The 25,917-nt window shown below is 61.0% G+C and carries 21 protein-coding genes and 1 tRNA gene; 8 read left to right on the plus strand and 14 right to left on the minus strand.

Annotation, left to right across the window (positions count from 1 at the left end):
• Position 1 precedes the first annotated feature (1 nt).
• From L0U80_RS14780 to L0U80_RS31510, 8 genes are all read right to left on the minus strand, one after another.
• A complete protein-coding gene (locus L0U80_RS14780) occupies positions 2-928 on the minus strand; it encodes an NAD-dependent epimerase/dehydratase family protein (RefSeq protein ID WP_233865319.1) in 927 nt (308 codons plus the stop codon).
• A 6-nt stretch (positions 929-934) separates the two neighbouring features.
• The gene (locus L0U80_RS14785; protein ID WP_233865321.1) at positions 935-1,672 is read right to left on the minus strand and encodes a cephalosporin hydroxylase family protein; all 738 of its coding nucleotides are present in this window, start codon (positions 1,670-1,672) and stop codon (positions 935-937) included.
• Positions 1,673-1,686: 14 nt separating this feature from the next.
• On the minus strand, positions 1,687-2,250 hold the full coding sequence (gene rfbC / locus L0U80_RS14790) for a dTDP-4-dehydrorhamnose 3,5-epimerase (protein WP_233865330.1): 564 nt from the start codon (positions 2,248-2,250) through the stop codon (positions 1,687-1,689).
• On the minus strand, positions 2,250-3,323 hold the full coding sequence (gene rfbG / locus L0U80_RS14795) for a CDP-glucose 4,6-dehydratase (RefSeq protein ID WP_233865333.1): 1,074 nt from the start codon (positions 3,321-3,323) through the stop codon (positions 2,250-2,252). The genes rfbC and rfbG overlap by 1 nt, the downstream gene beginning before the upstream one ends.
• On the minus strand, positions 3,320-4,090 hold the full coding sequence (gene rfbF, locus L0U80_RS14800; RefSeq protein ID WP_233865334.1) for a glucose-1-phosphate cytidylyltransferase: 771 nt from the start codon (positions 4,088-4,090) through the stop codon (positions 3,320-3,322). The genes rfbG and rfbF overlap by 4 nt, the downstream gene beginning before the upstream one ends.
• Before the next feature lie 15 nt (positions 4,091-4,105).
• Positions 4,106-4,339: a glycosyltransferase family protein gene (locus tag L0U80_RS14805; RefSeq protein WP_233865335.1), complete on the minus strand. Its 234-nt coding sequence runs from the start codon at positions 4,337-4,339 to the stop codon at positions 4,106-4,108.
• 294 nt (positions 4,340-4,633) lie between these two features.
• A complete protein-coding gene (locus tag L0U80_RS14810; RefSeq protein WP_233865336.1) occupies positions 4,634-6,499 on the minus strand; it encodes a tetratricopeptide repeat protein in 1,866 nt (621 codons plus the stop codon).
• Positions 6,496-6,723 carry an adenylyl-sulfate kinase gene (locus L0U80_RS31510; RefSeq protein WP_308444857.1) on the minus strand — a complete coding sequence of 76 codons (228 nt, stop codon included), beginning with the start codon at positions 6,721-6,723 and terminating at the stop codon, positions 6,496-6,498. Before L0U80_RS31510 ends, L0U80_RS14810 begins: the two co-directional genes overlap by 4 nt.
• Before the next feature lie 286 nt (positions 6,724-7,009).
• On the opposite strand from L0U80_RS31510, the gene L0U80_RS14820 reads away from it, so the two are divergent.
• Positions 7,010-7,933 (plus strand): ketopantoate reductase family protein, encoded by a 924-nt coding sequence (locus tag L0U80_RS14820; RefSeq protein WP_233865337.1) that lies wholly within the window; start codon positions 7,010-7,012, stop codon positions 7,931-7,933.
• Between the two features lie 132 nt (positions 7,934-8,065).
• Here the strand turns inward: L0U80_RS14820 and L0U80_RS14825 are convergent, their stop codons facing one another.
• On the minus strand, positions 8,066-9,628 hold the full coding sequence (locus tag L0U80_RS14825) for a methyl-accepting chemotaxis protein (RefSeq protein ID WP_233865338.1): 1,563 nt from the start codon (positions 9,626-9,628) through the stop codon (positions 8,066-8,068).
• A 779-nt stretch (positions 9,629-10,407) separates the two neighbouring features.
• On the opposite strand from L0U80_RS14825, the gene L0U80_RS14830 reads away from it, so the two are divergent.
• Entirely contained in the window at positions 10,408-11,943 is a 1,536-nt protein-coding gene (locus tag L0U80_RS14830; protein WP_233865981.1) for a methyl-accepting chemotaxis protein, read from the plus strand.
• A gap of 130 nt (positions 11,944-12,073) precedes the next feature.
• Here the strand turns inward: L0U80_RS14830 and L0U80_RS14835 are convergent, their stop codons facing one another.
• Positions 12,074-12,997 (minus strand): LysR family transcriptional regulator, encoded by a 924-nt coding sequence (locus tag L0U80_RS14835; RefSeq protein ID WP_233865339.1) that lies wholly within the window; start codon positions 12,995-12,997, stop codon positions 12,074-12,076.
• Between the two features lie 101 nt (positions 12,998-13,098).
• Here L0U80_RS14835 and L0U80_RS14840 point away from each other — a divergent pair, with 101 nt between their 5' ends.
• Complete coding sequence (locus L0U80_RS14840) at positions 13,099-14,328, plus strand: MFS transporter (RefSeq protein WP_233865340.1); 1,230 nt, start codon at positions 13,099-13,101, stop codon at positions 14,326-14,328.
• A gap of 33 nt (positions 14,329-14,361) precedes the next feature.
• On the plus strand, positions 14,362-15,168 hold the full coding sequence (dkgB, locus tag L0U80_RS14845) for a 2,5-didehydrogluconate reductase DkgB (protein ID WP_233865341.1): 807 nt from the start codon (positions 14,362-14,364) through the stop codon (positions 15,166-15,168).
• 128 nt (positions 15,169-15,296) lie between these two features.
• On the opposite strand, the gene L0U80_RS14850 is transcribed toward dkgB, so the two are convergent.
• The 3 genes from L0U80_RS14850 to L0U80_RS14860 all read right to left on the minus strand — a co-directional run bounded on the left by L0U80_RS14850 (position 15,297) and on the right by L0U80_RS14860 (position 19,940).
• Entirely contained in the window at positions 15,297-17,015 is a 1,719-nt protein-coding gene (locus L0U80_RS14850) for a methyl-accepting chemotaxis protein (RefSeq protein WP_233865343.1), read from the minus strand.
• Positions 17,016-17,545: 530 nt separating this feature from the next.
• Positions 17,546-19,132 (minus strand): isocitrate lyase, encoded by a 1,587-nt coding sequence (locus L0U80_RS14855; RefSeq protein ID WP_233865345.1) that lies wholly within the window; start codon positions 19,130-19,132, stop codon positions 17,546-17,548.
• Between the two features lie 732 nt (positions 19,133-19,864).
• A tRNA-Arg gene (locus L0U80_RS14860) sits at positions 19,865-19,940 on the minus strand.
• A 305-nt stretch (positions 19,941-20,245) separates the two neighbouring features.
• Between L0U80_RS14860 and L0U80_RS14865 the strand changes: the two genes are divergently transcribed.
• The 3 genes from L0U80_RS14865 (at position 20,246) to L0U80_RS14875 (ending at position 22,135) form a co-directional block, all read left to right on the plus strand.
• The gene (locus tag L0U80_RS14865; protein ID WP_233865347.1) at positions 20,246-20,521 is read left to right on the plus strand and encodes a glycosyltransferase family protein; all 276 of its coding nucleotides are present in this window, start codon (positions 20,246-20,248) and stop codon (positions 20,519-20,521) included.
• Positions 20,522-20,545: 24 nt separating this feature from the next.
• Positions 20,546-20,983, plus strand: coding sequence for a hypothetical protein (locus tag L0U80_RS14870; RefSeq protein ID WP_233865348.1), 438 nt, complete (start codon positions 20,546-20,548; stop codon positions 20,981-20,983).
• Positions 20,984-21,226: 243 nt separating this feature from the next.
• Entirely contained in the window at positions 21,227-22,135 is a 909-nt protein-coding gene (locus L0U80_RS14875; RefSeq protein ID WP_233865349.1) for a c-type cytochrome, read from the plus strand.
• Positions 22,136-22,253: 118 nt separating this feature from the next.
• Here the strand turns inward: L0U80_RS14875 and L0U80_RS14880 are convergent, their stop codons facing one another.
• Positions 22,254-24,344, minus strand: coding sequence for a UvrD-helicase domain-containing protein (locus tag L0U80_RS14880; RefSeq protein ID WP_233865350.1), 2,091 nt, complete (start codon positions 24,342-24,344; stop codon positions 22,254-22,256).
• A gap of 414 nt (positions 24,345-24,758) precedes the next feature.
• Between L0U80_RS14880 and L0U80_RS14885 the strand changes: the two genes are divergently transcribed.
• Positions 24,759-25,823 carry an oxidoreductase gene (locus L0U80_RS14885; RefSeq protein ID WP_233865351.1) on the plus strand — a complete coding sequence of 355 codons (1,065 nt, stop codon included), beginning with the start codon at positions 24,759-24,761 and terminating at the stop codon, positions 25,821-25,823.
• Positions 25,824-25,917 lie beyond the last annotated feature (94 nt).

The raw sequence follows: 25,917 nt of genomic DNA on the forward strand, positions 1-25,917 counted from the left end.
GTTAAAAGTTCTCCTTGTGCCGCTCCATCAGCCAGCCAGAGTCTTGTGTAAATTGAAGCATGAGTTGATCGAGGTGCTCATCCGGGCTGATGGTTTCCTGAACCTGCGAGAACTTACTGGCATAGCAAAGGGGCTTCGGCTTATTTGTTGGCGAATCGACCGAAGGACGCACAACTGCGCAATGCCGTCCGCTTATTCTAAAAAGACTGTCAGCCGAACGCTCGGCGTATTGGTAGACGGATTCGGTTATGTTCCCCAACACATTGATGATGGCTGGCATCTTGGAGGGGGTGTCCAGTATGCGGCAAATCGTCTCTGCGATAGAGCGGCTGCTCACGAAGTTGCGCCTTTGTTCACCGCTGCTACGGAGCGTGATTTGACCACGCATATAAGCCTCAAGAGGAAACGAGAAAGGAATCAAGCTCCATCGCCGAAAACGGCGAAAGTCCGGCAATGCCCCGTATACGGCATTGGGGCGCAGAACGACCACTTGGCAATCTTCGTCCGAAAATACTTTTCTGAAAATCTGCTCCGTGCAGAAGTGCGCTATTGCGTAGTAGGACAATGGATTAGGTGGCCGACTTTCATCTATCGTGCCTTCTTGTTTTCCATAGACGTGGGAGCTGGAAACATAAATGGCAATCTTGGCACCCGCTTTTTTGGCGCGTTGGGCAAGCCCCTCGGCGCCAGCAAGGATTTTCGTCAAATTGCTGATGGCACCGTCGGCAAAATCTTCGTCAACAACGCCAGCGCAATGCACCAGCGCATCACAGGCTGGGAAGATTTGGCAGTTCGCCAGGTCTGATAGATCGCAAAGGCAATCGGCTTTGGATAAATCTCGCCCTAACCGAAAACACTCGTGTGTTTTGAGACTGGCATAGACAGCAGAGCCAATTAATCCCGATGCGCCGGTCAACAAGATACGCATAGCAGATTACCGGACGCGCCTCAAATAGCCATCAAACGCCTCTGTAATCATCAACTTGTCACAGAGCTGTCGATCTATCTCAAATTCGTTATTGCCCTTCATGAAATCTCGCATAGCCGTCATTGGGTTATCGCCAACATCCCAAGGGCGGTTCGCGGAGTAATAGCCCTTCGGGAAATACTCAATAAAGGTATCGGGCAGCACAAGGTATGAACCGATACTGACTAAGGGCGCGTAAAGCTCAAGTTCAGCCGCGACGTGAGCGTGGCTGTGCAGCGAATCGAGAAATACCATCACGCGCTTACGCCCACGGGCAATCTCTCGCACCTGCGCCATCGTCTCGGCGGATACGGACGAGCCCTCAATCATCTGGATGCGTTTTGCCATCGGATGATTAAGAATTTCTTTACGATTGTGCTCGCGAATGTCGATGTCAATGCCCAGCACCAGGCCATCGCCGCCATTCATCTCAAGCATAGATGCCGACAACATCAGGCTTCCGCCATGCGCGATGCCGGTTTCGATAATTAAATCTGGTTTGACTGCCCAAATAATCTCTTGAGTGGCCACGATGTCGCTTGGGTACTTGATGATTGGACGGCCAAGCCATGTGTAGTTGTATGAGTATTTATATTTATCGGAAGCGATCATCCAGTCGAGTGACATCCTTTTTAGGCGCTCGTCATCCGCCATGCGCTTAATATCATCGGCTCGCTCGTCCTTGAATTGTTGAATAGGATCCATGTCACTTCCCTCTATTAAAAATCAAACTTATTGAAAATATCCCGCTGCTGGGAAAATGTGGGGAGATTCCTGTCTTTGTCGGAAATCTCGGCTGGCACTGTGGTCGGCCAGCCTATTTTCAATTCAGGATCATTCCAGAAAATTCCTGAATCGTGCTCCGCTGAATAGGGTTCATCTACCTTGTAACTCAAAACCGCGCCATCCGACAGGGAGCAAAAGCCATGTGCGATTCCTTTGGGAAGAAAAAGCCAAGCAGGCTCGTCGCCATTCAAGACAATTTTGTCGTGCATTCCAAACGTGGGGGAATTGGGGCGGCAGTCGACGAACACATCAAGCAAGGCGCCAACCAGCACTCGAACCAGCTTGGTTTCGGTGAAGGGTGCTTTCTGGAAATGCAGGCCGCGAACGGTGTCTTTCTTGAGTGTGCCGGACTGGTTTTCTTGAACCCAGTTTTTGTGCAGGCCCGCTTGTTCAAATACGCCTGAGTCATAGGCCCTCATGAAATAACCACGAGAATCACGGCGCGGGGCAAGCACAATTTTTTTCACCCCATGAATCTTTAGATCGAATATATCCACTACCACTCCTGCGTTTTCTGCAGAACCGCCGCATATTGGTCTATTTGCATCAGCGAAAATACTTGCATATCCCGCCCCTCGCGCCAGGCCAAATGCCAGTCAACGGTATGCACCAACGCTTCATCAAGCGTCCAGCGCGGATGCCAATTCAGGCGTTGTTTGGCTTTGTTGCTATTCAGTTTGAGAATCCCGGCCTCGTGCTGTTGCGGCGCTTTTTCCTGGTGCCAGTTAGCGCCGGGAATGAGTGCACAGAGGCGATCTGCAATCCATTCAACCGGGCGAGCATCAGCGTCTTCCGAACCAAAATTCCAGGCCTCGGCATACGCGTTGTTTTCGGTATAGAGCTTTTCCGCCAGTTGCAGATAACCCGATAAGGGTTCGAGCACATGCTGCCACGGGCGAACTGCGTGAGGGTAACGAACGACAAGCGGCTGACCGGCATCGATGGCGCGCAAAAAATCTGGCACAAGACGATCGAGCGACCAGTCGCCACCGCCGATGACATTGCCAGCGCGAGCGCTAGCTACTGCGACACTTTGCGCCGCAAAAAAAGAGCGGCGATAAGCGGATGTCACGAGTTCCGAACAGGCTTTGCTGCTTGAATATGGGTCGTATCCGCCTAGTGTTTCGTCCTCTGCGTAGGGTTCGTTTTTCTCCCGATTCTCATAGCATTTGTCGGTGGTGATATTCAGCACCGCACGAACTGTGGGCGTTTGACGCACGGCCTCAAAGAGATTCACCACGCCCATCACATTGACTGCGTAAGTTTCAGCGGGTTCTGCGTAGGAATAGCGCACGAGCGGCTGGGCGGCGAGATGCAAAACAATTTCGGGCGATGCCGCCTGCAACGCAAGGCGCAAAGCGTGGGCATCACGAATGTCGGCAATCGTGCTGCTGGCTAAGCGGTCAGCCAGCTTGGTCACTTCGTAAAAACTTGGTGTGGTGGCGGGGGCTAGCGCATAGCCATGAACCTCTGCGCCCATTTCGCTTAGCCACAACGCCAGCCAGCCGCCTTTAAAGCCGGTATGTCCGGTTAAAAAAACGCGGCGGCCAGACCAGAAAGACTGATTCATGACCATATTTTCCATGGCGCTTTGCCCGATGCCCACAAATCTTCGAGCATGTTTTTTTCTCTCAGCGTGTCCATCGGCTGCCAGAATCCTTGATGTTCAAACGCCATCAACTCCCCTTCTGCGGCAAGCCTTGTTAATGGCTCACCTTCCCAACTGGAGGCATCATTTTCAATGTAGTCGATGCTGCGCGGCGATAAGATAAAAAAGCCGCCGTTAATGAGGCCGCCATCGCCGCGAGGTTTTTCGCGAAAACCAGCCACGCACTCGCCTTCCATTGCCAATGCCCCATATCGCCCCGGCGGCTGCACGGCGGCGATGGTCGCCAGTTTGCCGTGTTGCTGGTGAAAGGCAATTTCCTGGGTGATGTCGATGTCAGCAACACCGTCACCATAGGTAAAGCAAAAATCGCCGTCCTGTACGTAGTCGCGTACTCGCTTGAGGCGTCCGCCGGTCATGGTGTCTTCGCCGGTATCGACCAGCGTCACTCGCCAGGGTTCGGCATGGCGATGGTGCACTTGCATGGCGTTGTTGCCCATGTCAAAAGTGACATCAGACATATGCAAAAAGTAGTTGGCGAAATACTCTTTGATCATGTAACCCCGGTAGCCGCAGCAGATCACAAAGTCGTGAATGCCGTGGCTGGAGTAGACCTTCATGATGTGCCACAACATCGGCTTGCCGCCGATCTCGATCATGGGCTTGGGGCGAAGATTGGTTTCTTCGGAAATCCGTGTACCCAATCCACCTGCGAGGATGACTGCTTTCATAACGATGAGATTTGTTCAAGCCTTGTTGAGGAACGCCTGCGCGTTGCGTCGTGCGTCGAGCAAACCGTAGCGGAAGTAACGCACGCGCGAATCGCCTGCGACCGCGACGATCGGCGCCAGCAAGGCATCGCGCGTGTGGTCGCCGGCGAGAATTTCAAAGTCCCCGAAAATTTGGCGTTGCGCGCTGATCAGTGCGCGGCCAGGATAGTCGGCTCTGCGCGTCGGGATCAGGATGCTGACAGTTGGCATTGAAGCGGTCCTTCCGTGGGAGTAGGCGGCGCCTTGCGGCGTTCGCGCCCAGGGGAAGGCGAGTCGGCCGGCGCAACGCGGCGCGGTCTTGGCGATGTTGGAAGGTTAGCGGCGGGCGGTGCCATTCAATCCGGCAAGCAGACTGGGGTTTCGGCGCTATTTTGAATTCGGCGCCGAGCGGGGGGATCCTTCGCGCAGTGCTTGCAATTCAGGCGTTCTTGACAGGCTGTGTACGCATGTCATGGTCACCCGCGAAAATCGTGCGCAAACACTTTCCGCCCGGCATATCTGCGCTCACGCTAACGCTGCCCAGCCCTCGCATGCTCGCCGCACCCGCTGGACCAATTCCGGCCAGAGGCTACTCGTGCTGCGTCTGAACAACCTCACCCCCGGATACCACGGCGAATCCTCGCGCCCATGCATCCACCTCCAGTCGATATCCTGGGCGGGCAGCAGCACCCAGCACGGCGTGCCGACCGATCCGGCCACGTGAGCAATTGCCGTATCAACGCAAATCACTAGATCAAGCAGCGCGACAATCGCGACGCTATCGGCCAGATCGACAATCTCCGAACCTAAATGCAGCAGCGACTGCCCCTCGGGCGGCGTTGCGGCTTCATCCTCGCCCTGCCCTTTCTGCAAACTTACGAACTGAACCCCAGGCACCTGCCACAAAGGTTCAAGCGCGGCGAGCGACGGCAACGACCGATTCGCATCGTTGTGATGCTTCGGATTGCCCTTCCACACAAGACCAACGCGCAGCCCGGGCGGCAGCACATCGAGACGCGCACGCCACCGCTCGACCAGGACGGGATCGGGCTTCAGATACACCGCTGGCGAAAGCGCCTCGTCCTGCACATGATCGACCATACCCAGACGCAGCGGCACGCTCATCAGGCTGGTCCAGCAGTCGAACGTTCCCGCACGCGCCTGAGCATCGGCGTGATCGACGACCTCATCGACGCCCTCAACCGAACGCAACAACCGATGCAGCGGCGGCAAACACGCGACCGTCAAGCACGAAACCCCGAGCGACTTCAAACGCGTCAGATAACGGCCGAACTGCACCATATCGCCGAGCCCGTCCTCCTGCCACACCAGCAGCGAACGGCCTTGCAACGACTCCCCGCGCCAACGTGGACAGGGCTGTAGCACCACCTCGGACTTGCGATGAACGAAACGCTCCGGTTCGTAACGCGACTCGTATTCCGCCCACGCTTCTTCATACCGCCCAAAACTCAGCAATAACGTCGCCAGCCCGAAACGCGCATCGGCATACGCCGGATCAATCGCAAGCGCGGCACGATACTCGGCTTCGGCTTCGGCGAAGCAATCCAGACTCTTGAGCACCGTCCCGAGGTTGTAGTGAGCAACGCTTAGCCCGGGGCGCAGCGCCAGCGCCTGACGATAGAGCGCGGCCGCCTGTTCAGGCAGCCCGCGAGCCTGTAGCAGACCGCCAAGATTATTCAGAACTTCGATGCTGTCCGGACGAAGTGCGAGTGCCTCGCGATAACTCGCCTCTGCCGTATCGAGACGACCCAGCGTCTGCAATACGTTCCCGAGGTTGTAATGGCTCTCGACGAGATCCGGACGAATGGCAATTGCCTGGCGATAGGCCGTTTCGGCTTCGGGCAAACGCCCCAGTTTTTCCAGAATCGTGCCGTGCGTGATGAGCGCATCAGCGTAGCGCGGCTGCAATTCGAGCGCGCAGCGACACGCGAGTTCGGCCTCGATATAACGCTCGCGCAGCTTCAATACGCTCGCGAGATTGTTCAGCGCAAGCGGATATTGCGGACGAATTTCGATCGCCCGCCGATACGCCACCTCCGCCTCCTGCAAACGCCCGAGTGTCTTCAGTACGTTGCCGAGATTGTGATGCGACTCGGCATGGCCGGGTTGAATCGTCAACGCATGGCGATATGCTGCTTCGGCGTCCCGTGGACGATCGGCAGCCTGCAACACGAGCGCGAGGTTGTAGCAGGTCTCGAGATAGTCGGGGCGCAATGCGAGCGCCTGACGAAACGCGTCCTCTGCCTCCTGCAGACGGGCCACGCGTAGGAGCATCACGCCGTGATTGTTGTGGGCTTCGGGGACATCGGGGTGTTGGTCGCGAACCTGCCGATAGAGCCTCTCCGCGTCCACAGGTGACAGGTCGCTCACTGTCGCGCTCCCATCAACCGCAGCACGCGCACCACCTGCTCGTCGACCGACTCCCCGTCGCCTACCCTCGACGCCGGCGCGAGCGGCGCCTCATACGGACGGTTAATTCCAGTCATGTTCGGTATGTCACCCCTGCGTGGCTGCTTGTAGAGTCCCTTCGGATCGCGCGCCTCGCACACATCGAGTGGCGTGCTCACATTCATCGCGTGCGTAAAGCGATCCACGAGAATGAATCCGCCGATCCAGAGTTCGCGCCATGATGACGCCGGCTCGCACCGTTCAAATCCGCAAACTGCGACAGATTCTGGCCGCTAATCGCCTCTCGGCATGACGATAAAGTCCGCGCCCCATCGCACTGCATTCGCTCCGATCGCAACAATCAGGCGCGCGACGGCGAAATCAGCGCGGTTGGCAAGCCGGGCGGCCCGAGCGCCTGAACCGCTATCCGCAGCGCCGGTGGTGATTGGGCTCCTGATGCCCCGCAAGAGATAGCGGGTAAAGTAACGGCCCATGGAAATCAAACGCGTTCACTTCATCGGCCTTGGGGCCATCGGTCTGAAATATGCGGCAAGGATCCACGACGCGGATCCGTCCCTCGTCCGCATCATCGCCAACGACGCTCGCATCGCACGGTTCCGGGCGACGCCGCCGACTGTGAATGGCAACCCCTACGATTTCGAGTTCGTCCGACCGGACCACCCCGGCGAGCCTGCCGATGTCATCTTCGTCGCCGTGAAATGGCGACACCTGGAACAGGCGCTCGCCGACATGCGCGGCTTCGTGGGCGAACGGACCTCCATCATTTCGCTCATGAACGGCATTGCGAGTGAGGAGGTCATCGCGCGCGAATTCGGCCGCGAGCGAGTCATCTACGCCAATGTCTATATGGATGCCGTGCGCAGCGGCAATGCGGTCACCTGGCGGGATATTGGCCGGATCGTCTTCGGCGAAGAAAACAACGCGGTCGTTTCAGCACGCGTGAAATCCATCGAGACGTTGTTCGATAAGGCTCACATTCCGTCGAATGTACCCGCCGACATGCTGCGCGCACATTGGGCCAAATTCATGCTCAACGTCGGGATCAATCAGGCATCGGCGGTGCTGCGAGCGCCGTACGGCACATTCCAGACCAACCGGTACGCGCGCGAGCTGATGCTTTCGGCCGCGCAGGAAGTGGTCGAGATCTCGCAGTGCGTCGGGGTCGGCCTCGACCAGAGCGACATCGACCGATTCCTCGCCATCATCGATTCACTCGACCCGGCCGGAAAGACGTCGATGCTTCAAGACGTCGAGGGCAATCGCGAAACGGAGGTCGACATCTTCGCTGGAAAGGTCGTCGATCTGGGCGAGCGATATGGCGTGCCGACGCCGGTCAATCGCACGCTGCTCACGATCATTCGCGCGATAGACGCGGATAACCGACCGGACAGATAAAGCCGTCGAAACGAGCCAGGCAGTTCACCAAGCCGAAACGCGAGCCCGAAAGAAAATTGCCCGCCTGATGGCGGGCACATGTAGAACGCGACGGTCTAACTCGCCTGAGTGCAGCGAGAGCCCGCCCCCGCGTCATCCCACAGCGCCAACCCGAAACGCGCCCATCGCCGACTGCAGGCGCTTCGCCTGCTCGGTGAGCGACTGTGCCGCCGCCGTCGCCTCTTCGACGAGCGCAGCGTTCTGCTGCGTAATGGCATCCATCTGCGTGACGGCGTGATTGACCTGTTCGATTCCCGAGCTCTGCTCTGCCGCAGCAGCGGCGATTTCCTGAACGATCTGCGCGACGCGCGCGATCTCGTTACGCGCTTCATCGAACGAGCCACCCGTGCGTTCGACGAGCCCGGCACCGCTGCCAACACGTTCCACCGCGCGGCTGATCAGCTCGCGAATTTCCTTCGCGGCGTTGCCGCTGCGTTGAGCCAACGATCGGACTTCGCCCGCCACCACCGCGAAGCCGCGCCCCTCGTCGCCGGCGCGCGCAGCTTCCACAGCAGCGTTGAGCGCGAGAATGTTGGTCTGGAACGCGATCCCTTCGATGACCCCGATGATCTCCACCATCTTGTGCGACTCGGCTGAAATCTCGCGCATCGTCGAAACCGCCTGCGCCGCAGTCTTGCCGCCACGCTCGACCACCTCGGTCGCGCTCACCGCCAGCTCCGTCGCGCTCCTCGCGTTCTCGGCGGTCTGACGCACCATCGACGTCATCTCCTCCATGCTCGCCGCCGTCTCTTCCAGCGAAGCCGCCTGATTTTCAGTGCGCGCCGACAGATCCAGATTGCCATGCGCGATCTCTTGCGCCCCGTTCGCCACGTTGTCGGCGGCATCCTTGATCTGGCGAATGGTGCCCGTCAGCGCGTCGCGCATGCGCTGAATCACGTGAACGAGGCTCGATGAATCGTTGCCATGCAGGTCGATCGCGACGGCAAGATTGCCCGATGCGATGGCGTCCGCGACCTGCGCCGCGTAGCGCGGGTCCCCGCCGATCGTGCGCTGGATGCTCCGGTTGATGAACGTCACGAGCGTGCCCAGCGCGAGCGCCAACGCCACGAATACAGCGCCCACCAGGTAGAGCGAGTCGAAGAACGCCGCGTCGATATCGTCGACGTAGGCACCGGTTGCGATGATCCAGTCCCACGCGGGATAGCGAACCACGTAGCCGATCTTGCCCACCGCCTTCGCCGATGCGACGTTCGAATGCGGAAACACGTAATCGACGAATCCGCCATCAGGCGCCTGCGCGGCGGACGCGAATGTCACGTAGTGATGCCGGCCATCGGCATCGGCTGTGCCGGCGAGGTCCTTGCCCTCGAGTGCGGGCTTGATCGGATGCATGATCATGCGCGGCTTCGAATCGATGACCAGAAAATAGCCGTCTTCGCCGTAGCGTATGCCGCGCAGCCGCGCCAGCGCTTCCTTGCGCGCCTGCTCGTCGGTCAATGCGCCGCTTTGGGCGAGCGCCGCATACTCGCTAACGATTGCGAGGCCGACGTGAGCAATGTTGACGAGGTCGTGCTTGCGCTCCTCGATGCGCGTCGCGCGCGTGAGCCAGGCTGCCGATACCGACACCAGCAGCAAAGCGATCAGGCTGATCACCAGCGGCAACCAGAGTTTTTGAGTGAAACTCAGTCTGTTCATGCGCTTTCCAGGACGTAACCGACATGCCCGGCACCCTTTTCGCGAGGACGCCCGTTCAGGCAGCTTGCACGCATGGCCGGCGACTGCCCTACGTGGGCGCAAAACCAGCCGTGCATCGACGAACAGGTCCGTCGCGCCACGGCGCGACAGCCTTCTCTGGGTTATCGGATGGGCACGGAGAAAATATCTAGAGTAAAACCCTGTGAAAGCGCATCGCAAGGCAGGGTCGAGCACGTATGCGGCCGGGCCGGTTCGAGTGTGCCGACCTCGGCGCGGGTAGCCTTCTGGTTCGGGGTTGTGGCCGGCTCCTGGCACTCCTGGCTATGCGCGACACACGCCGTCACGTGCCACAACGTGCCATCGCGCGCTGCGCCGCACTTCGCTGCGAGCGCATCTCACGACTCGAATCGCCAGACGCGACATCGAACGCAGCAACGCCCGTCGGCGCTAACACCAGTTCACCAAACGCACGCATTGCTGGTTTCAGCCTTTCTGCGGACTCAGGCTTAACTAACGAACGCCACGCCGGGACCTTCAGGGGTGCACTGAATCGATACCCAAACGCCCCCCTCCAGAAGCGTTAGTCCTTAAGGCTGACGATTTGATTCAAATCAATATTGGCGGAATACGATAATAATTATTGCTGCTACCGGCATAAAGTCGAAACGTTTGCGTTCGTTATCCGGGTAAACCAGCAAAAGGTTTCAGGGGCCTTTTACAACCTTTCCGCCCGCGAGACCAACGCGGCCTATCACCAAAAACAAATTGAACAGAAAAAGATGCATCTCTCAGATATGAAAATCGGGACCAGGCTCGGGGCGGGGTTTGCAGTCGTGCTACTGCTGTCGACCTTGATGGTTGGCGCAGGTATTACGATGCTTGGACGCCTGAACGCTCAGGCCGCAGCCGTCGCCGAGGTCAACTTTCCACGAATGCGGAATGCTAACGCTACCACCGAGGACGTGGATATGGTGGCGATCCGGGTCCGGAATCTGTTGTTGAACGACGATCCGGAATTCCAGAAGGACACGAAAGAAAAAATCAGCGTGGCCCGCCAGGAAGTGCTGGATGAAGTCGCGGCACTCGCGAAGACGCTGGCCCGCCCCGCGGTTCGCGAGAAGCTGGTGCAGCAGAGCGCGGACTACGATCAACACCTCGGCAAGCTTCTGGACATGCAGGCCGCTGGCCGACATGCCGACGCCGTCGAGGCGCTCAACAAGGACCTGCTGCCGATTTTCGTCGGCTACCGGGCCACGCTCGATGACATCATGCAGTTCCAGGTATCGCAGACGCAAAAAGCCACAACCGCGATCGCCGATATCTACCGGAACGGCTACCTCACGTTGGGAAGCCTCGGTACGGTGGCGGTGATCCTGGGCCTCGGTTTCGGCTGGTTCATCACACGCAGCATTACCCGCCCGATTGGCCATGCCGTACGGATTGCGGCGACGGTTGCCAAGGGCGACCTGACGCAGCGCATCGAAGCCAGCAGCAAAGACGAGACCGGCCAGTTGCTAGGCACCCTCAAGACGATGAACGACAGCCTGCTGAAAATCGTCAGTGACGTGCGCGAGGGATCGGACATGATCGCGACGGCATCCAGCCAGATCGCGGCAGGCAACACGGATCTGAGCTCGCGTACCGAACAGCAGGCGGCGTCGCTCGGGGAGACCGCATCGAGCATGGAACAACTGGCGGCCACGGTCCGCCAGAACGCCGAGAGCGCGAAGCAGGGCAACCAGCTCGCCGCGAATGCATCCGACGTGGCCGCCCGCAGCGGCGAAGCAGTGGGACGCGTGGTGCACACGATGCGCGAAATTGCGGAGAGCTCCACCAAGGTCGCGGAGATTACCAGCACGATCGAAGGCATCGCGTTCCAGACCAACATTCTTGCGTTGAACGCGGCAGTCGAGGCGGCCCGCGCCGGCGAACAAGGCCGCGGTTTCGCGGTGGTGGCCGGCGAAGTGCGCAGTCTGGCTCAGCGCGCGGGTGTCGCGGCCAAAGAGATCAAGGACCTGATCGTCGAGTCGGTGGATCGGGTGAAGGTTGGGTCGAATCAGGTCGACGAGGCTGGCCGCACGATCGGCGAGGTCGTGCAAGCGGTGCGGCACGTCACGGATCTGATGGGCGAAATTGCTGCCGCATCGCACGAGCAGCATCAAGGCATCGAGCAGGTGAACCAGGCGGTCACGCAAATGGACCAGGTCACTCAGCAGAACGCGGCATTGGTCGAAGAAGCCGCCGCAGCGGCCAGTTCGTTGCACAGCCATGCCGGAACGCTGGTGCAGCAGGTGTCGGTGTTCAAGGTGGCTTGAGTCGGACTGCGCGGCCGCTCGGAAAACCTCCCGCTCGTCATCGTCAGTGGCGAGTGCGGCGGGCGCGAGACTAGCTGCTCGTGATCATTCGCGCGATGGAGGCCGAAGTCCGCACGCGAGATTGAAAGACCTAAGTTCCGCTGCGCGCCGGCGTCCCGCCAAACTCCGTCGCGCGCACGGCCTCCACGAGATAGTCGACAAACGACACGATGCGCGCCGATATCGCCGTGTTGCGGTAATAGACCGCGTGGATCGGCTGCCGGATATCCTGGGTCTGCCGCGCCAGCACCTGAACGAGACTTCCGTTCGCACGGTCTTGCGCCGTCATAAAGTTCGAGAGGCACGCGATGCCCGCGCCCGCCAGCGCGAGTTGCCGCAAGGTCTCGCCGCTCGACGACCAGACATCGGGTTCGATACGGTACGGCTCTCCATCGCCGCCCGTTAGCGGCCAGACGTTGAGCGATTCGGGCTGATTGAAGCCCAGCAGCGTGTGCTTCTCCAGATCGCTCACGCGCGCTGGCCGCCCGTGCGCGGCCAGGTATGCCGGACTCGCGAGCACCCGCAAGCGGCTATTGCCGATCAACCGGCTGTGCAGCGTGGAATCCTTGAGCCGGCCGATGCGAATTGCGACATCAGTGCGCCGTTCAAGCAGGTCGATGATGCCCTCATTGCTGTTCAGCTCGAGTTCCACCTGCGGGTAACGCTCGCAATAGCCCTGCACGAGCGGCACGATCACGTGAAGCATGAACGGCGTGGCCGCATCCACGCGCAGACGCCCCGCTGGCGTCTCGCGCCGCGCGAGCATCTGCTCTTGCGCGCTTTCCACCGATTCGATGATGGCGCGCGCGTTATGCAGAAACACCTTGCCCTCTTCGGTGAGTTCGAGCCGCCGCGTGGTCCTACGCAACAGGGTCGTGTTGAGCTTTTCCTCGAGCCGCGCGAGCGAGCGGCTCGTCGCCGACACGGTGATACCCAGTTGCTCGGCGGCCGCCGTGATCGACCCGCAGTCGACCACGGTGGCAAAGGCCTGCAGTTCGTCCAGAGTGATCTTCATTCTTGATTTGAAATCAAAACACTTTGGTTTATAGACGAGTTTTTAGTCAAAAGTAAATCGCGCACAATTCGGCGGTCACAAATTGCAGTCACACGACCACCATGTCCGATAACGATCTCAGTCTGCCCGCCACGGCGCGCCCCTTGAACCCGCCCGCGAACGCAAAGAGCGCCACGCTGCCGCTGTTGGCGCTCGCCGTCGGCGCATTCGGCATCGGCACGACGGAATTCTCGCCGATGGGCCTCCTGCCCGTGATCGCCGAAGGCGTGCATGTATCGATTCCCACCGCGGGCATGCTGATCAGCGCCTATGCGATCGGCGTCATGGTCGGCGCGCCGCTCATGACGCTCGCCCTCGCTCGCTGGCCCCGACGCGTTGCGCTGATGGTGCTGATGGGCATCTTCACGCTCGGCAACGTGCTTTCCGCGCTCTCGCCCGACTACTCCACGCTGCTGTTCGCGCGCCTCGTGACGAGCTTGAACCACGGTGCGTTCTTCGGTATCGGATCGGTGGTCGCCGCCAGCTTTGTGCCGCGCGAACGCCAGGCCAGCGCCGTCGCGGCGATGTTCATGGGGCTCACCATCGCGAACATCGGCGGTGTGCCCGCCGCGACGTGGCTCGGCGAGACGATCGGCTGGCGCATGTCGTTCGCCGCGACCGCCGGGCTCGGCGCACTCGCCATCGCGGGCCTGTGGGCTGCGCTGCCCAAAGGCGAGTCGGGCGCCATGCCTGATCTGCGCGCCGAACTCAGCGTGCTCACGCGCCCGACCGTGCTCCACGCGCTCGCAACCACGGTGCTTGGCTCCGGCGCGATGTTCTCGCTCTACACGTTCGTCACGCCGACGCTCACTCACCTCACCGGCGCCTCACCCGCATTCGTGACCGCGATGCTCGTGCTGATCGGCATCGGATTCTCGATCGGTAACGTGGCGGGCGGACGCCTCGCCGATCGTTCACTCGACGGCACCCTGCTCGGATTTCTCGCGCTGATCGTCGCCGTGATGCTCGCGTTTCCGGTGCTCGCTACCACGCACATCGGCGCAGCGCTCGCGTTGTTCGTCTGGGGCATCGGCACCTTCGCGGTCGTCCCGCCGCTGCAAATGCGCGTGATGCGCGCGGCCCACGATGCGCCGGGGCTCGCTTCGTCGGTCAACGTCGGCGCGTTCAACCTCGGCAACGCGCTGGGCGCTGCGGCGGGTAGCGCCGTGCTCTCGGCGGGTCTCGGCTACGGCGCGGTGCCGATCGTCGGTGCCGTCATCGCGCTCGCCGGTATCGTGCTCGTCGTCGCGCCGATCGTCTATCGCCGTCGTTCGGGCATCGCCGCCAACTAATAAGGTAACCGAATTAATTTACTGGAGCGATTCATGAGCAAGATTCCCGCATTCGGCCTCGGCACGTTTCGCCTGCAAGGCCAGGTCGTCATCGATTCGGTTCGCAACGGCCTCGAAGTCGGCTACCGCGCCATCGACACTGCCCAGATCTACGGCAACGAAGCCGAGGTGGGCGAAGCAATCGCCGCTTCGGGCGTTGCGCGCAGCGATATTTTTCTCACCACGAAAATCTGGGTCGACAACTACGCCCGCGGAAAGCTGATTCCGAGCCTCAAGGAAAGCCTCACGAAGCTGCGCACCGACGCCGTAGACCTTACGCTCATTCACTGGCCTGCGCCGGACAACGGCGTGCCGCTAGCGGAATTCATGAGCGCGCTCGCCGAGGCGAAGACGCAAGGGCTGACGAAGCAGATCGGTGTGTCCAATTTCAATATCGAATTGACGAAGAAGGCCATCGCGGCAGTGGGCAAGGAAAACATCGCGACCAACCAGATCGAGTTGAGCCCTTACCTGCAAAACCGCAAGCTCGTCAATTTCTTGAAGCAAGAAGGCATTCACGTGACGTCGTACATGACGCTTGCCTATGGCAAAGTGCTCGGCGATCCGGTCATTAGTGAAATCGCGCGGGCGCGTCATGCAACGCCGGCGCAAGTGGTGCTCGCGTGGGCGTTGCGGCTCGGTTACTCCGTGATCCCCTCATCCACGAAGCGCGAGAACCTCGCGAGCAATCTGCTCGCCCAGACGCTCGAATTGAGCGACGAGGACATGACACGCATCGCCGCGCTGGAGCGAAATGGCCGTGAAGTGAGTCCGGGTGGGCTCGCACCGCTGTGGGACTGAGCGGCTTTTGGTGCACGCGGGGAAAAAGCCCGGTTTGATATTCACAGGACTTTTTACCCCTGACCTGAAAGCTCACGCGACCTCATGTATCGGTATTCAAGGTGGCCTGAGTCAGACTGCGACGCCGATCAGAAAACCTCCCATTCGTCATCGTCAGTGGCGAGAGCGGTGGACGCGACACTAGCCGCGGGAACCGCTACTTTCGGGGCCCGAGTGGGCTTAACCGGTTGAGCGGCCATTCGCGTCTCTTGCACAACCGGGCGGCTCGGTGCCGGTTGCGGCGGAGCAGACCGCGGCTTCGACGACGACTCATCTCCAAGCCGGAAGAACGTCATGTCGGTCTTCATTTTCGTCGCCTGATCCTGCAGCGACGCAGCTGCCGCCGCAGCCTCTTCGACCAGTGCGGCATTCTGCTGTGTCACCTCGTCGATCTGGGTGATCGCCTGATGCACCTGTTCGATGCCCTTGCTCTGCTCCTCGGAGGCAGCCGAGATCTCGCCCACGATATCGGACACGCGGCCAATCGCGAGGATCACCTTGCCCATGCTCTCGCCGATATCGCCGGCCTGCCGGGCGCCATGCCGCACCTTGCCGGACGACGAGTCGATCAGCTCCTTGATCTCCTTGGCCGCCACCGACGCGCGTTGCGCTAGCGCGCGCACCTCGCCCGCGACCACCGCAAAACCGCGTCCATGTTCGCCGGCACGCGCAGCCTCGACGGCCGCGTTCAGGGCCAGGATGTTGGTCTGGAAAGCGATGCCCTCGATCATGCCGGTGATATCCGCGATCCTGGCGGAGTCCGCGCTGATCTCCTGCATGGTCGCGGCCATCGCGCCTACTGCCGCGTTACCCACGTCGGTCATCTCGCGCGCGTTGGTTGCGAGCGAATTGGCCTGGCGGGCGTTGTCGGCGTTCTGCTTCACGGTTTCGCTCAACTCAGTCATGCTCGCGGCGGTCTGCTCGAGCGACGCCGCCTGCTCTTCAGTGCGCGCCGAAAGGTCCTGATTGCCTGCTGCAATCTGCACCGAGGCGACCGTCACCGATTCGCTGCCATCGCGAATGCCGCGAATGGTGGCAGCCAGTTGCTGGCTCATGGACTTCATGGCTTCGAGCAGTTGCCCGAACTCGCCTGTCACATCCACCGCGATCTGGCCATCGAGCCGGCCGTTTGCGATATCACTGGCGATGCTCACCGTTTTGCTCAACGGCCGCGTAATCGCGCGGATCAGATAGAGTGCCGCGCCGATCGACAACAGGGCTCCCGCAATCAGCACTGCGATTGAAGCCCACGTCAGCCACGCCGACTTTGCTGCACCTTCGACATCGCTGCCTCGCGCCTGATCGGCCTTGATCTGCACTTCCTGTTTGAGCAACGTCGAAACGCCATCGCCTAGCGGAAGAACGTTGGCCACCTGCCAGGCCAGCGCACCATCGAAATCCCCCTGCTCGATGAGTGCCAGTTCCTTTTCCACCGCCGCGCGGTACTGCGTGATCAGACCGTCGATCTTGCCTGCGATTGCGCGCTCGTCGCTGGTCGTTACGCCGCTCGGGTAGTAGCTTTTCCAGTCGGTGTCCGTCTGCGCCAGAAAATCGCGCGTCTTCGGAATGAGCGCTTTGTCTTTCTGAGCAACCATCCGCCAGAGCGAGAGACGCGAATTGAGCGTGTCGGACTGCGTCGCGCTCAAATGACCCGTGGGAATGACGATGCTCGCGTAGGTGTCGTGCAGCGAACGGCTCATGGCGAGGACGCCGGTCAGGCCGAAGCCACCGACGATCAGCGTAATCGCCGTGCTCGCGACGAGCACCAGAATGATTTTGGATTTGACCGTTGAAAATAACTGGTTCACCGGGACCCCTTCGAGAAATTTGGTCTGAAAGGCAAGCGCCGGGCCAAACTGACTCAACAGGAACGTAGCGCCGTGGCAGCTTTACCGCCCACGGCGACACGACAGTCGGGTCATGACTCTGCAATGGCGCGTGATTCTTGGCCCGAACTCGGGCGTATTCGTTTTAATCGTGAATGTGCTTCGGCTTTCCAAAAGAATCCTTTAGGTGTTTCCGCACTCCGTTGATCCGATGTCAAAGAAAGGGCGGTGAAAGGCGTGTTTGCGAGCGAAGTGGCGAACGTGCTGACTAGTGTCCGGGCGCATTCGCAAGTGCGCCACCAGTTCGCTAGATGGCACATAAAGCGGGAGTTGTGAGGGCACAGAAAAGAGAAAAGGCCCTCGGCGTTTCGCCGTAGGGCCTTGCGTGATCGGGGCTAGAGGAGCCCCATGTCGTGCCTGATCTGGTCCGCCCGCATGGGATCGGACCAGAAACGGTCTCAGACGGCACACCTGGAAACCATCTTCCACGTGCGCCGAATGAGGAGCAGCGATTAAGAGAACTGGTTCATCGTGTTGTCTTTACCTGCCGCCTTCAGAGCCGCGTCGCCGCTGAAGTACTCCTTGTGATCGTCGCCGATGTCCGAGCCCGACATGTTCTGGTGCTTGACGCAGGCGATGCCCTGGCGGATTTCCTTACGCTGCACGCCAGCCACATAACCCAGCATGCCCTGATCGCCGAAGTATTCCTTCGCGAGGTTGTCGGTCGACAGCGCAGCCGTGTGGTACGTCGGCAGCGTGATCAGGTGGTGGAAGACGCCAGCTTCGCGCGCCGCGTCGGCCTGGAACGTGCGGATCTTTTCGTCGGCGGCCTTCGCCAGTTCGGTCTGATCGTATTCCGCGCTCATCAGCTGGCCACGTTCGTAGGCCGACACATCCTTGCCTGCTGCCTTCATCGCGTCGTACACCTGCTGACGGAAGTTCAGGGTCCAGTTGAACGACGGGCTGTTGTTGTACACCAGCTTGGCATTCGGGATGACCTTGCGAATCTCGTTGACCATCGCGCCGATCTGGCCGATGTGCGGCTTTTCGGTTTCGATCCACAGCAGGTCAGCACCGTTTTGCAGCGAGGTGATGGAATCCAGGACGCAGCGCGCTTCGCCCGTGCCGGAGCGGAACTGGAACAGGTTGCTAGGCAGACGCTTCGGACGCAGCAGCTTTCCATCGCGCTTGATGATGACGTCACCATTGCCCAGTGCATCGGCGGCGATTTCGTCGCAATCGAGGAACGAATTGTATTGGTCGCCGAGGTCGCCCGGCGTGTGGGTCACGGCGATCTGCTTGGTCAGGCCGGCGCCCAGCGAGTCGGTACGGGCAACGATGATGCCGTCGTCCACGCCCAGTTCCAGGAACGCGTAGCGGATCGCGCGGATCTTGGCCAGGAAGTCTTCGTGAGGCACGGTGACCTTGCCGTCCTGGTGGCCGCACTGCTTCTCGTCGGACACCTGGTTTTCAATCTGGATGCAGCATGCGCCTGCTTCGATGAACTGCTTGGCCAGCAGATAGGTTGCTTCGGCGTTGCCGAAACCCGCATCGATGTCGGCGATGATAGGCACGACGTGGGTGACGTGGTTGTCGATCTTGTTCTGAATGGCGGCCTTTGCGGCAGCGTCCTTGGCGGCGTCCAGTTCGCGGAACAAACCGCCCAGTTCACGGGCGTCGGCCTGGCGCAGGAACGTGTACAGCTCGCGGATCAGCGCGGTGACCGAGGTCTTTTCGTGCATCGACTGGTCCGGCAGCGGGCCGAACTCCGAGCGCAGTGCGGCGACCATCCAGCCCGACAGGTAGAGGTAGCGGCGGTCGGTGCTGTTGAAGTGCTTCTTGATGGAGATCATCTTCTGCTGGCCGATGAAGCCGTGCCAGCAACCCAGCGACTGGGTGTATTTGGACGAGTCGGCATCGTAGGCGGCCATGTCAGCGCGCATGATCTTCGCGGTGTATCTGGCGATGTCCAGGCCCGTCTTGAACTTGTTCTGCGCACGCATGCGGGCGGCGTACTCGGGATTGATGGCATTCCACGCGCTGCCTTGTTTCTCTTTCAAACCGGCAACTGCCTTGATGTCGTCTTGATATTGGGTCATACGAACCTCTCGAGAATAAATCGTGTTTGAAAATTCGTTGCGTCTGCCGCTACGTGCGTCGAAGCAAACTGCATGACTAAATTGTAGCGCTGCCTCGATGCGCTGCGATGAAGTCTTATATAAGACATAAGACTTAATTTCTCATTATTTTTCAATGACATACGCGACAATTTTTGCAATGCAAAACACGTTTTCAGAGGACGGAAGCGTGATTCCGGGAAATCCAAAATAGATCCCGTAATGTGAAATGTGTTTTCGCGTGGCCGGAGGCTGGGCAATCGCTGGGGGCTTAAGCAACGAAAACGGGGGGTGATTTTGCAAACGCCTGTTTCGATGGACCGACGTTATGACGCGCGATCAAATGCGCCGCGCATGTCGCCAGGCTGACCCGCAGGGACATCGCACGACTTTCACCCGTCGTTGGCAACGCATCTAAACGGAATCGGGACCCGGCATCTGGGCGCTGCAATAACAGCCAAGGCAGGGCGAAGTAGCCGATGCGCCAAATTCAGCGCTCGCCAGTAGCTGACTCGTTGCGAGATCCTGGCCATTACTGCTCCAGACTAGAGTGTTTGTTGTTGCGTCTGTGCTATTCCGGGCCCTGCAACTTTTCTGCGAGCCAGCGCATGAAACGCGGTTTCTGGCGGTACAGAAAAGACAAAAGGCCCCGGGGCTTTCGCCATAGGGCCTTCATTGGGTGGGGTTCTATGAACCCAGGATCACATCTAATTCTGGCGCGCCCGGCTGGGATCGAACCAGCAACCCCTGCCTTCGGAGGGCAGTACTCTATCCATTGAGCTACGGGCGCATTTGTGCAAAAGCGCCGCCATCAGGCCGAAGAACACGGGGGATAGCAGCGCCGAAGTGAGACCGAGAGGATACCCGGTTTCGCCTGGGCCGTCCACCGTGCGGGGCTGTCCGGGCTGGCCGCGAGTCTGAACGCGGCCGCGAAGGAACCGCAGTCGCGAAACACGCCGCACAAAATCGGGGCCGCATTACATCGGAATGCAATGCTCGTGTGCGTGCACGACGGCGTCAAGATCGATCAGTGACTGGCGGCGGTACAATCCCCAGTCACCCAATAACCCAGTTGTTATCTCCACGATGCAGCCCATGCTGTTGCACCGCATCGATAAAACGCTTTCGCAACTCAAGGTCGCGGTCGTGACGCCCACGTATAACCGCGAGCGTTTTCTCGCACAGTCGCACCGCTATTTCGGTGCGCAGATCAATCCGTTTGCCGCATTGCGCTGGTTCGTACTGGACGACAGTCCGCAGCGCAGCGAGCACGGGTTCTTTTCGGATGATCCCGCGGTCGATTACGAATGGGCAAACGAGCGTCTGCCGCTCGGGGAGAAGCGTAACAGGCTCAATCGAAAGGCGAAATAGTGGGGTGCGGACATCGTCTGTAGCATGGACGACGACGACTGGTATGGCCCGGACTACGTGTCCGACATGGCGACGCTGCTGCTGCAAAGCGATGCGTGCTTTGCCGGGTCGGGCGACGACTACTATTACGATCCCCACGGGCAACATGTGTTGTTCATTCCGGCGCCACGCCAGAGCATGACCTGCAACGGCGTGCTCTGCTACAAGACGTTCGTGCTGGAATCGCGTGGCTACAGTCCGGAGGCCAGATCCGGCGAGGAACCGGCGTTCATTCAGCGCGACCCGGTCTTGCAGCATCCGGACGTCAGGCGTATCCATCTTGCGCTGGCGTCAGGCCTCAATACGGTGTCGAAACGCGGCTATCTAATAAACGTGACGCTGCGATCGACATTGACACTGGACGATTTTCCGATGACCGATACCGACCAGCGGTTCTATCGGCAGCGGATGTGGCTGGAGTGAGGACGCACTGGTCTCCCGCACTGGGAGAAAACCAGGACTTTTTTGCCAACACGGCTTCCAGCATCTAAACCCGGCTCGCCCGCATCCCGCCGCTCCGGGTAAACGCCCGCCGAAGCACAGCCGCGCACTTACACTCGTATCAAAACCTTCCGTCTATAATCTTTGCGATATTTGAGCCATAGCAACGCCGCAGCCGTCCTGCAGTACCGCTCACGACAATACCAAAGGAAGACGGAGACAAGCATGAGCGAAGCGCCCCACGGAAACCCGATCAAAACGCCCGGCCAGTTGATCGCCGCCGTTGTCGCCGGATTTGCGGTCCCGGTCGTCATCATCATCCTGCTCGCCTACTACGTCGACAACACGACGCGCACAGGCGCCGGCACCAACGAACTCGCCCCCGACGAAGTTGCCCACCGCATCGCGCCCATCGCGCAGGTGTCCGTGCAGGACGCCAACGCGCCGCGCGCCTACAAGACCGGCGAGCAGGTCTTCCAGGCCGTCTGCTCCGCGTGTCACACCAGCGGTGCGGCGGGCGCGCCGAAGTTCGGCAACTCGGGCGACTGGGCGCCACGCATCGCGCAGGGCTTCGACACGCTCTGGCACACCGCCCTCGCCGGCAAGGGCGCCATGCCGCCGCGCGGCGGCACCAGTCCCGCCGACTACAGCGATTACGAAATCGGCCTCGCGGTGGCCTACATGGCGAACCACGGCGGCGCGAACTTCCAGGATCCGCCGAAGCCTGCCGCCAACGCAGCACAGAGCGCGTCCGGGGCGGCAGCCGCGAACGCACCAGCTGCCTCGGGTGCCGATACGAACGCCCAGGCCACTGCGGCCATGGCGGCGATCGCCACTATTCCGCAAGCGGCGGCCGCTCCGTCCGGGGGTGCCGCCGGGCAAAGCGCGGATGCGTCGCAGGCCGGCAAGGCGCTCTATCAGCAGGTCTGCCAGGCCTGTCACGCCGCGGGTATTCTGGGCGCGCCCAAGTTCGGCAGCAAGGACGACTGGGCGCTGCGACTGAAAGACCCGATGGACACCGTCTACAACTACGCGCTGCACGGCAAGGGCCAGATGCCGCCAAAGGGCGGCTCCACCGCGTCCGATGCCGATGTGAAGGCCGCCGTCGACTACATGGTGAGCGCTGCGAAGTAAGCGCACGCTCACGTCGCCGGCGCGTTCGGCAACGAACAAAAAAGGGCTGCATCTTGCGATGCAGCCCTTTTCGTTTTCGACGTCACCGCCGCCATCCCGGAAACCTCAGAAGGACACCTCAGCCCTTTTGCAGCAGTGCCTTCAGGCTGGCAAGCCGGTCCTTCGGCGACATCGGCGCTTCTTCGGCAGTAGGCGGCGGCGCTTCATCCAGCGCCATCTCCGGGATGAATCGCGACGCCTCGCACACCACCGTTTCTCTCGCCCGCTTGCGCTTCTTGCACCAGTTCAGATGCAGGCTGCGCTGCGCGCGCGTGATCGCGACGTACATCAGCCGACGCTCTTCCTCGATGCGCGCGTCGTCGATCGGTTCGTCGTCGGCGCCGCCGCGGTGGGGCATGATCCCCTCCTCCACGCCGACCAGAAACACGTGCGGATACTCCAGCCCCTTCGATGCGTGCACCGTCGATAGCCGCACCGCGTCCGGGTCATCTTCCTTGCCTTCGAGCATCGACATCAGCGCCACGGTCTGGATCAGGCCGAGCAGGTTCTTGCCGGTATCCGCGAGGCCGTCGGCGTTGTCGTAACCGGTGGCCTCCGCGTCTTCGCCGATTTCCTGCTCCGGCTTCGTGCCCTTGCGCTTGAGCCATTCGAGGAATTCGAGCACGTTCTGCCACTTCGACTGCGCCTGGCGCTCGTCGAAGGCATCGTAGAGATACGCCTCGTAGTGGATCGCTTCCATGAGGTCATCGAGCACGACCGTCGCGGGGTCCTTCTCCGCGCGCTCGGCGAGGCGTTGCATGAAGTCGCAGAACACGCGCATCGGCTCGACCTGACGCGCCGAGAGCCGCGCCTCGATGCCGCCCATATACACCGCCTCGAACAGCGACACCTTCGCCTGGCCCGCGAACGCGCCGAGCGCTTCGAGCGTCGTGTTGCCGACACCGCGTCGCGGCGTGGTAATCGCGCGGATGAACGCGGGATCGTCGTCGTGGTTCGCGATCAGGCGCAGGTAGGCGCAGATGTCCTTGATCTCGGCTTTATCGAAGAACGACTGCCCGCCCGAGAGCACGTACGGAATGCGCTCGCGCCTCAACACCTGCTCGAAGATGCGCGCCTGGAAGTTGCCGCGATACAGGATCGCGTAGTCGCGAAACTGTGCACGCCGCTCGAACTTGTGCGCGGAGAGCCGGAACACAACCGATTCGGCCTCGTGTTCTTCGTCATTGCAGGGCGTGACGGTGATCGTGTCGCCCATGCCGTGCTCGGACCACAGCTTCTTTTCGAAGAGCTTCGGATTGTTCGCGATGACGTTGTTCGCCGCCGTGAGGATGCGCACCGTCGAGCGGTAGTTCTGTTCCAGCTTGATGACGTGCAGCTTCGGAAAATCCTTGCCGAGTTGCGCGAGGTTTTCGAGCGTCGCGCCGCGCCAGCCGTAAATGGCCTGATCGTCGTCGCCCACGGCCGTGAACGCTGCGCGCGGGCCCGCCAGCAGCTTGACCAGCTCGTACTGGCAGGTGTTGGTGTCCTGGTACTCGTCGATCAGCAGATAGCGCAGCTTGTTCTGCCAGCGATCGCGCACCTGTTCATTCTTCGCGAAGAGTTCGGTGGGCAGGCGGATCAAGTCGTCGAAATCGACGGCCTGGTACGCATGCAGCGTCGCCACGTAGTTGCGATAGACGATCGCCGCCTGGTGCTCGTCTTCGTTCGACGCCGTGGCGAGCGCCTCTTCGGGCATCACGAGACCGTTCTTCCAGAGCGAGATGATCGACTGGATCTTGCGGATGAAGCCCTTGTCGGTCGAGCCCACCTGCTCCTGGATCAGGGAGAAGCAGTCGTCGGAGTCCATGATCGAAAACTGGGGCTTGAGACCCAGATGCTCGGCTTCCTGACGCAGGATCTGCACGCCGAGCGAGTGGAACGTACATACGGTGAGCTGGTTCACCGGCACCTTGCGGCCTTCCTTGCCAGGCGTGGTGAGCGTCTTGCCTTCGAGCAGCTTGCTCACGCGCTCGCGCATTTCGGCGGCGGCCTTGTTGGTGAAGGTGACGGCTGCGATATGGCGCGGCTCGAAGCCTTTCGCTTCGATGAGGTGCGCGATCTTCTGCGTGATCACGCGCGTCTTGCCGCTGCCCGCGCCGGCGAGCACAAGACAGGGACCGTCGAGATAGCGCACCGCTTCGCTTTGGGCGGGATTCAGGCCTGCGGACATCGTTGCTGGATTGGAAAAACGGTTGGAACGGCTGGAACGCGTGCGGCACGGTTGACCGTGCGCGCGGCTGACGCGCTGTGAACACCGGCGGATACCGGCACGTGCGCTGTTACTGCGCGAGGCGCGCGGCATGCCCGAATGGCTTCCGGACAGCCTCACGTGGGGCGAGTCCGGCACGCAGGACGTGCGATGTTAACACGACCAACGCACGACAACCGGATCACCCGGACGCACGATTGCGGTCGGAGCGAACCGGGCGAAGGCCTCGCCTCGTGCGTGGCCCCACGCAACCGATACGCCCCCGCGAGCGGCGCTCGCTTGCGCCCCACCGGCCGCCCGCTGCGTGCCACAATAACGCGCTCCTGCCCACCGCCGATGTGGCTCGTACCGCGCCGCCCCTGGAGGAATTACCCCATGACTTCACCGCTGAAAATCGGCCTGATGGGCTACGGCTTTGCCGGCCAGACGTTCCACGCACCCGTGATCGCGCATTGTCCGGGTGCCACGCTCGCCGCCATCGCCACGGGACAGCCCGAACGTGCGCGCGCCGACTTTCCGGATGCCGCGATAGTCCCCGATCTCGACGCGCTGCTCGCCCTTGACGACATCGAATGCGTCGTCATCGCGACGCCGAACGACACGCACTTCGACCTCGCGCGCCGCGTCCTGACGCGCGGCAAGCATGTTCTGGTCGACAAGCCCGTCACCTTGAGCGCCGCGCAAGCGCGCGAACTGGCCGCGCTCGCCGCCGACCGGGGGCTTGTGTTCGCACCGTTCCATAACCGCCGCTGGGACGGCGATTTCCTCACCGTGCGCGCGTTGCTCGCCAGCGGCGACCTGGGCCGCGTGACGCACTTTGAATCACATTTCGACCGCTTCCGCCCGCAGGTGCGCCAGCGCTGGCGCGAGGACGCTGCGCGCGGCGGCGGCCTGCTTTATGACCTCGGGCCGCATCTGATCGACCAGGCGCTCGCGCTTTTCGGCGCGCCGGAGACCGTCACCGCGTTCGTGCGCACATCCCGCGACGACGCGACTGCACCCGACTACGTGCATCTGGTGCTCGGCTATGCGAACCACGATGCCGTGCTGCACGCGAGTGCGCTCGCCGCGTTCTCGCCGCGGTTCGTGATCAACGGCACGCGCGGGAGCTATCTGAAGAACGGTCTCGACACGCAGGAGGACCAGTTGAGGGCCGGGCTGCGCCCTGGCCAGCCGGGGTTCGGCGCGGGCAACGAGGCTGGCCGACTGCATGTGCTGAACGATGCTCCCTCGGGGAGCGACGGTGGCGAAACAGAACGCACGCTTCCGACCGCCGCTGGCGATTACGCGGACCTCTATCGTGCGCTGGCCTCGTCGATCCGCGAAGGCAAGCCATTCCCGGTAAGCCCGCAGGATGCCATCGACGTAATGACGGTAATCGAGTTAGCCATGCAAAGCGCCGCCGAAGGCCGCACGCTCCCGTTCGTGCGCACGGCCTGAACCGGGCCGATGCATACAGTCTGAATGGCCGCGGCGCGGGGCAAGCTTCGCGCCGTTCTGGCCCCCTCCGACAATGCTGGCGCCAGACGAAGGA

Origin of the sequence: Paraburkholderia adhaesiva (assembly GCF_021390575.1) — a bacterium.
Lineage (GTDB): Bacteria > Pseudomonadota > Gammaproteobacteria > Burkholderiales > Burkholderiaceae > Paraburkholderia > Paraburkholderia adhaesiva.

Coding starts and splice junctions, on each gene's coding strand:
- L0U80_RS14780 (WP_233865319.1), bottom strand. CDS start 928: ATGCGTATCTTGTTGACCGGCGCATCGGGATTAATTGGCTCTGCTGTC.
- L0U80_RS14785 (WP_233865321.1), bottom strand. CDS start 1,672: ATGGATCCTATTCAACAATTCAAGGACGAGCGAGCCGATGATATTAAG.
- rfbG (WP_233865333.1), bottom strand. CDS start 3,323: ATGAATCAGTCTTTCTGGTCTGGCCGCCGCGTTTTTTTAACCGGACAT.
- rfbF (WP_233865334.1), bottom strand. CDS start 4,090: ATGAAAGCAGTCATCCTCGCAGGTGGATTGGGTACACGGATTTCCGAA.
- L0U80_RS14805 (WP_233865335.1), bottom strand. CDS start 4,339: ATGCCAACTGTCAGCATCCTGATCCCGACGCGCAGAGCCGACTATCCT.
- L0U80_RS14820 (WP_233865337.1), top strand. CDS start 7,010: ATGGAAATCAAACGCGTTCACTTCATCGGCCTTGGGGCCATCGGTCTG.
- L0U80_RS14825 (WP_233865338.1), bottom strand. CDS start 9,628: ATGAACAGACTGAGTTTCACTCAAAAACTCTGGTTGCCGCTGGTGATC.
- L0U80_RS14830 (WP_233865981.1), top strand. CDS start 10,408: ATGCATCTCTCAGATATGAAAATCGGGACCAGGCTCGGGGCGGGGTTT.
- L0U80_RS14835 (WP_233865339.1), bottom strand. CDS start 12,997: ATGAAGATCACTCTGGACGAACTGCAGGCCTTTGCCACCGTGGTCGAC.
- L0U80_RS14840 (WP_233865340.1), top strand. CDS start 13,099: ATGTCCGATAACGATCTCAGTCTGCCCGCCACGGCGCGCCCCTTGAAC.
- dkgB (WP_233865341.1), top strand. CDS start 14,362: ATGAGCAAGATTCCCGCATTCGGCCTCGGCACGTTTCGCCTGCAAGGC.
- L0U80_RS14855 (WP_233865345.1), bottom strand. CDS start 19,132: ATGACCCAATATCAAGACGACATCAAGGCAGTTGCCGGTTTGAAAGAG.
- L0U80_RS14865 (WP_233865347.1), top strand. CDS start 20,246: ATGCTGTTGCACCGCATCGATAAAACGCTTTCGCAACTCAAGGTCGCG.
- L0U80_RS14870 (WP_233865348.1), top strand. CDS start 20,546: ATGGACGACGACGACTGGTATGGCCCGGACTACGTGTCCGACATGGCG.
- L0U80_RS14875 (WP_233865349.1), top strand. CDS start 21,227: ATGAGCGAAGCGCCCCACGGAAACCCGATCAAAACGCCCGGCCAGTTG.
- L0U80_RS14880 (WP_233865350.1), bottom strand. CDS start 24,344: ATGTCCGCAGGCCTGAATCCCGCCCAAAGCGAAGCGGTGCGCTATCTC.
- L0U80_RS14885 (WP_233865351.1), top strand. CDS start 24,759: ATGACTTCACCGCTGAAAATCGGCCTGATGGGCTACGGCTTTGCCGGC.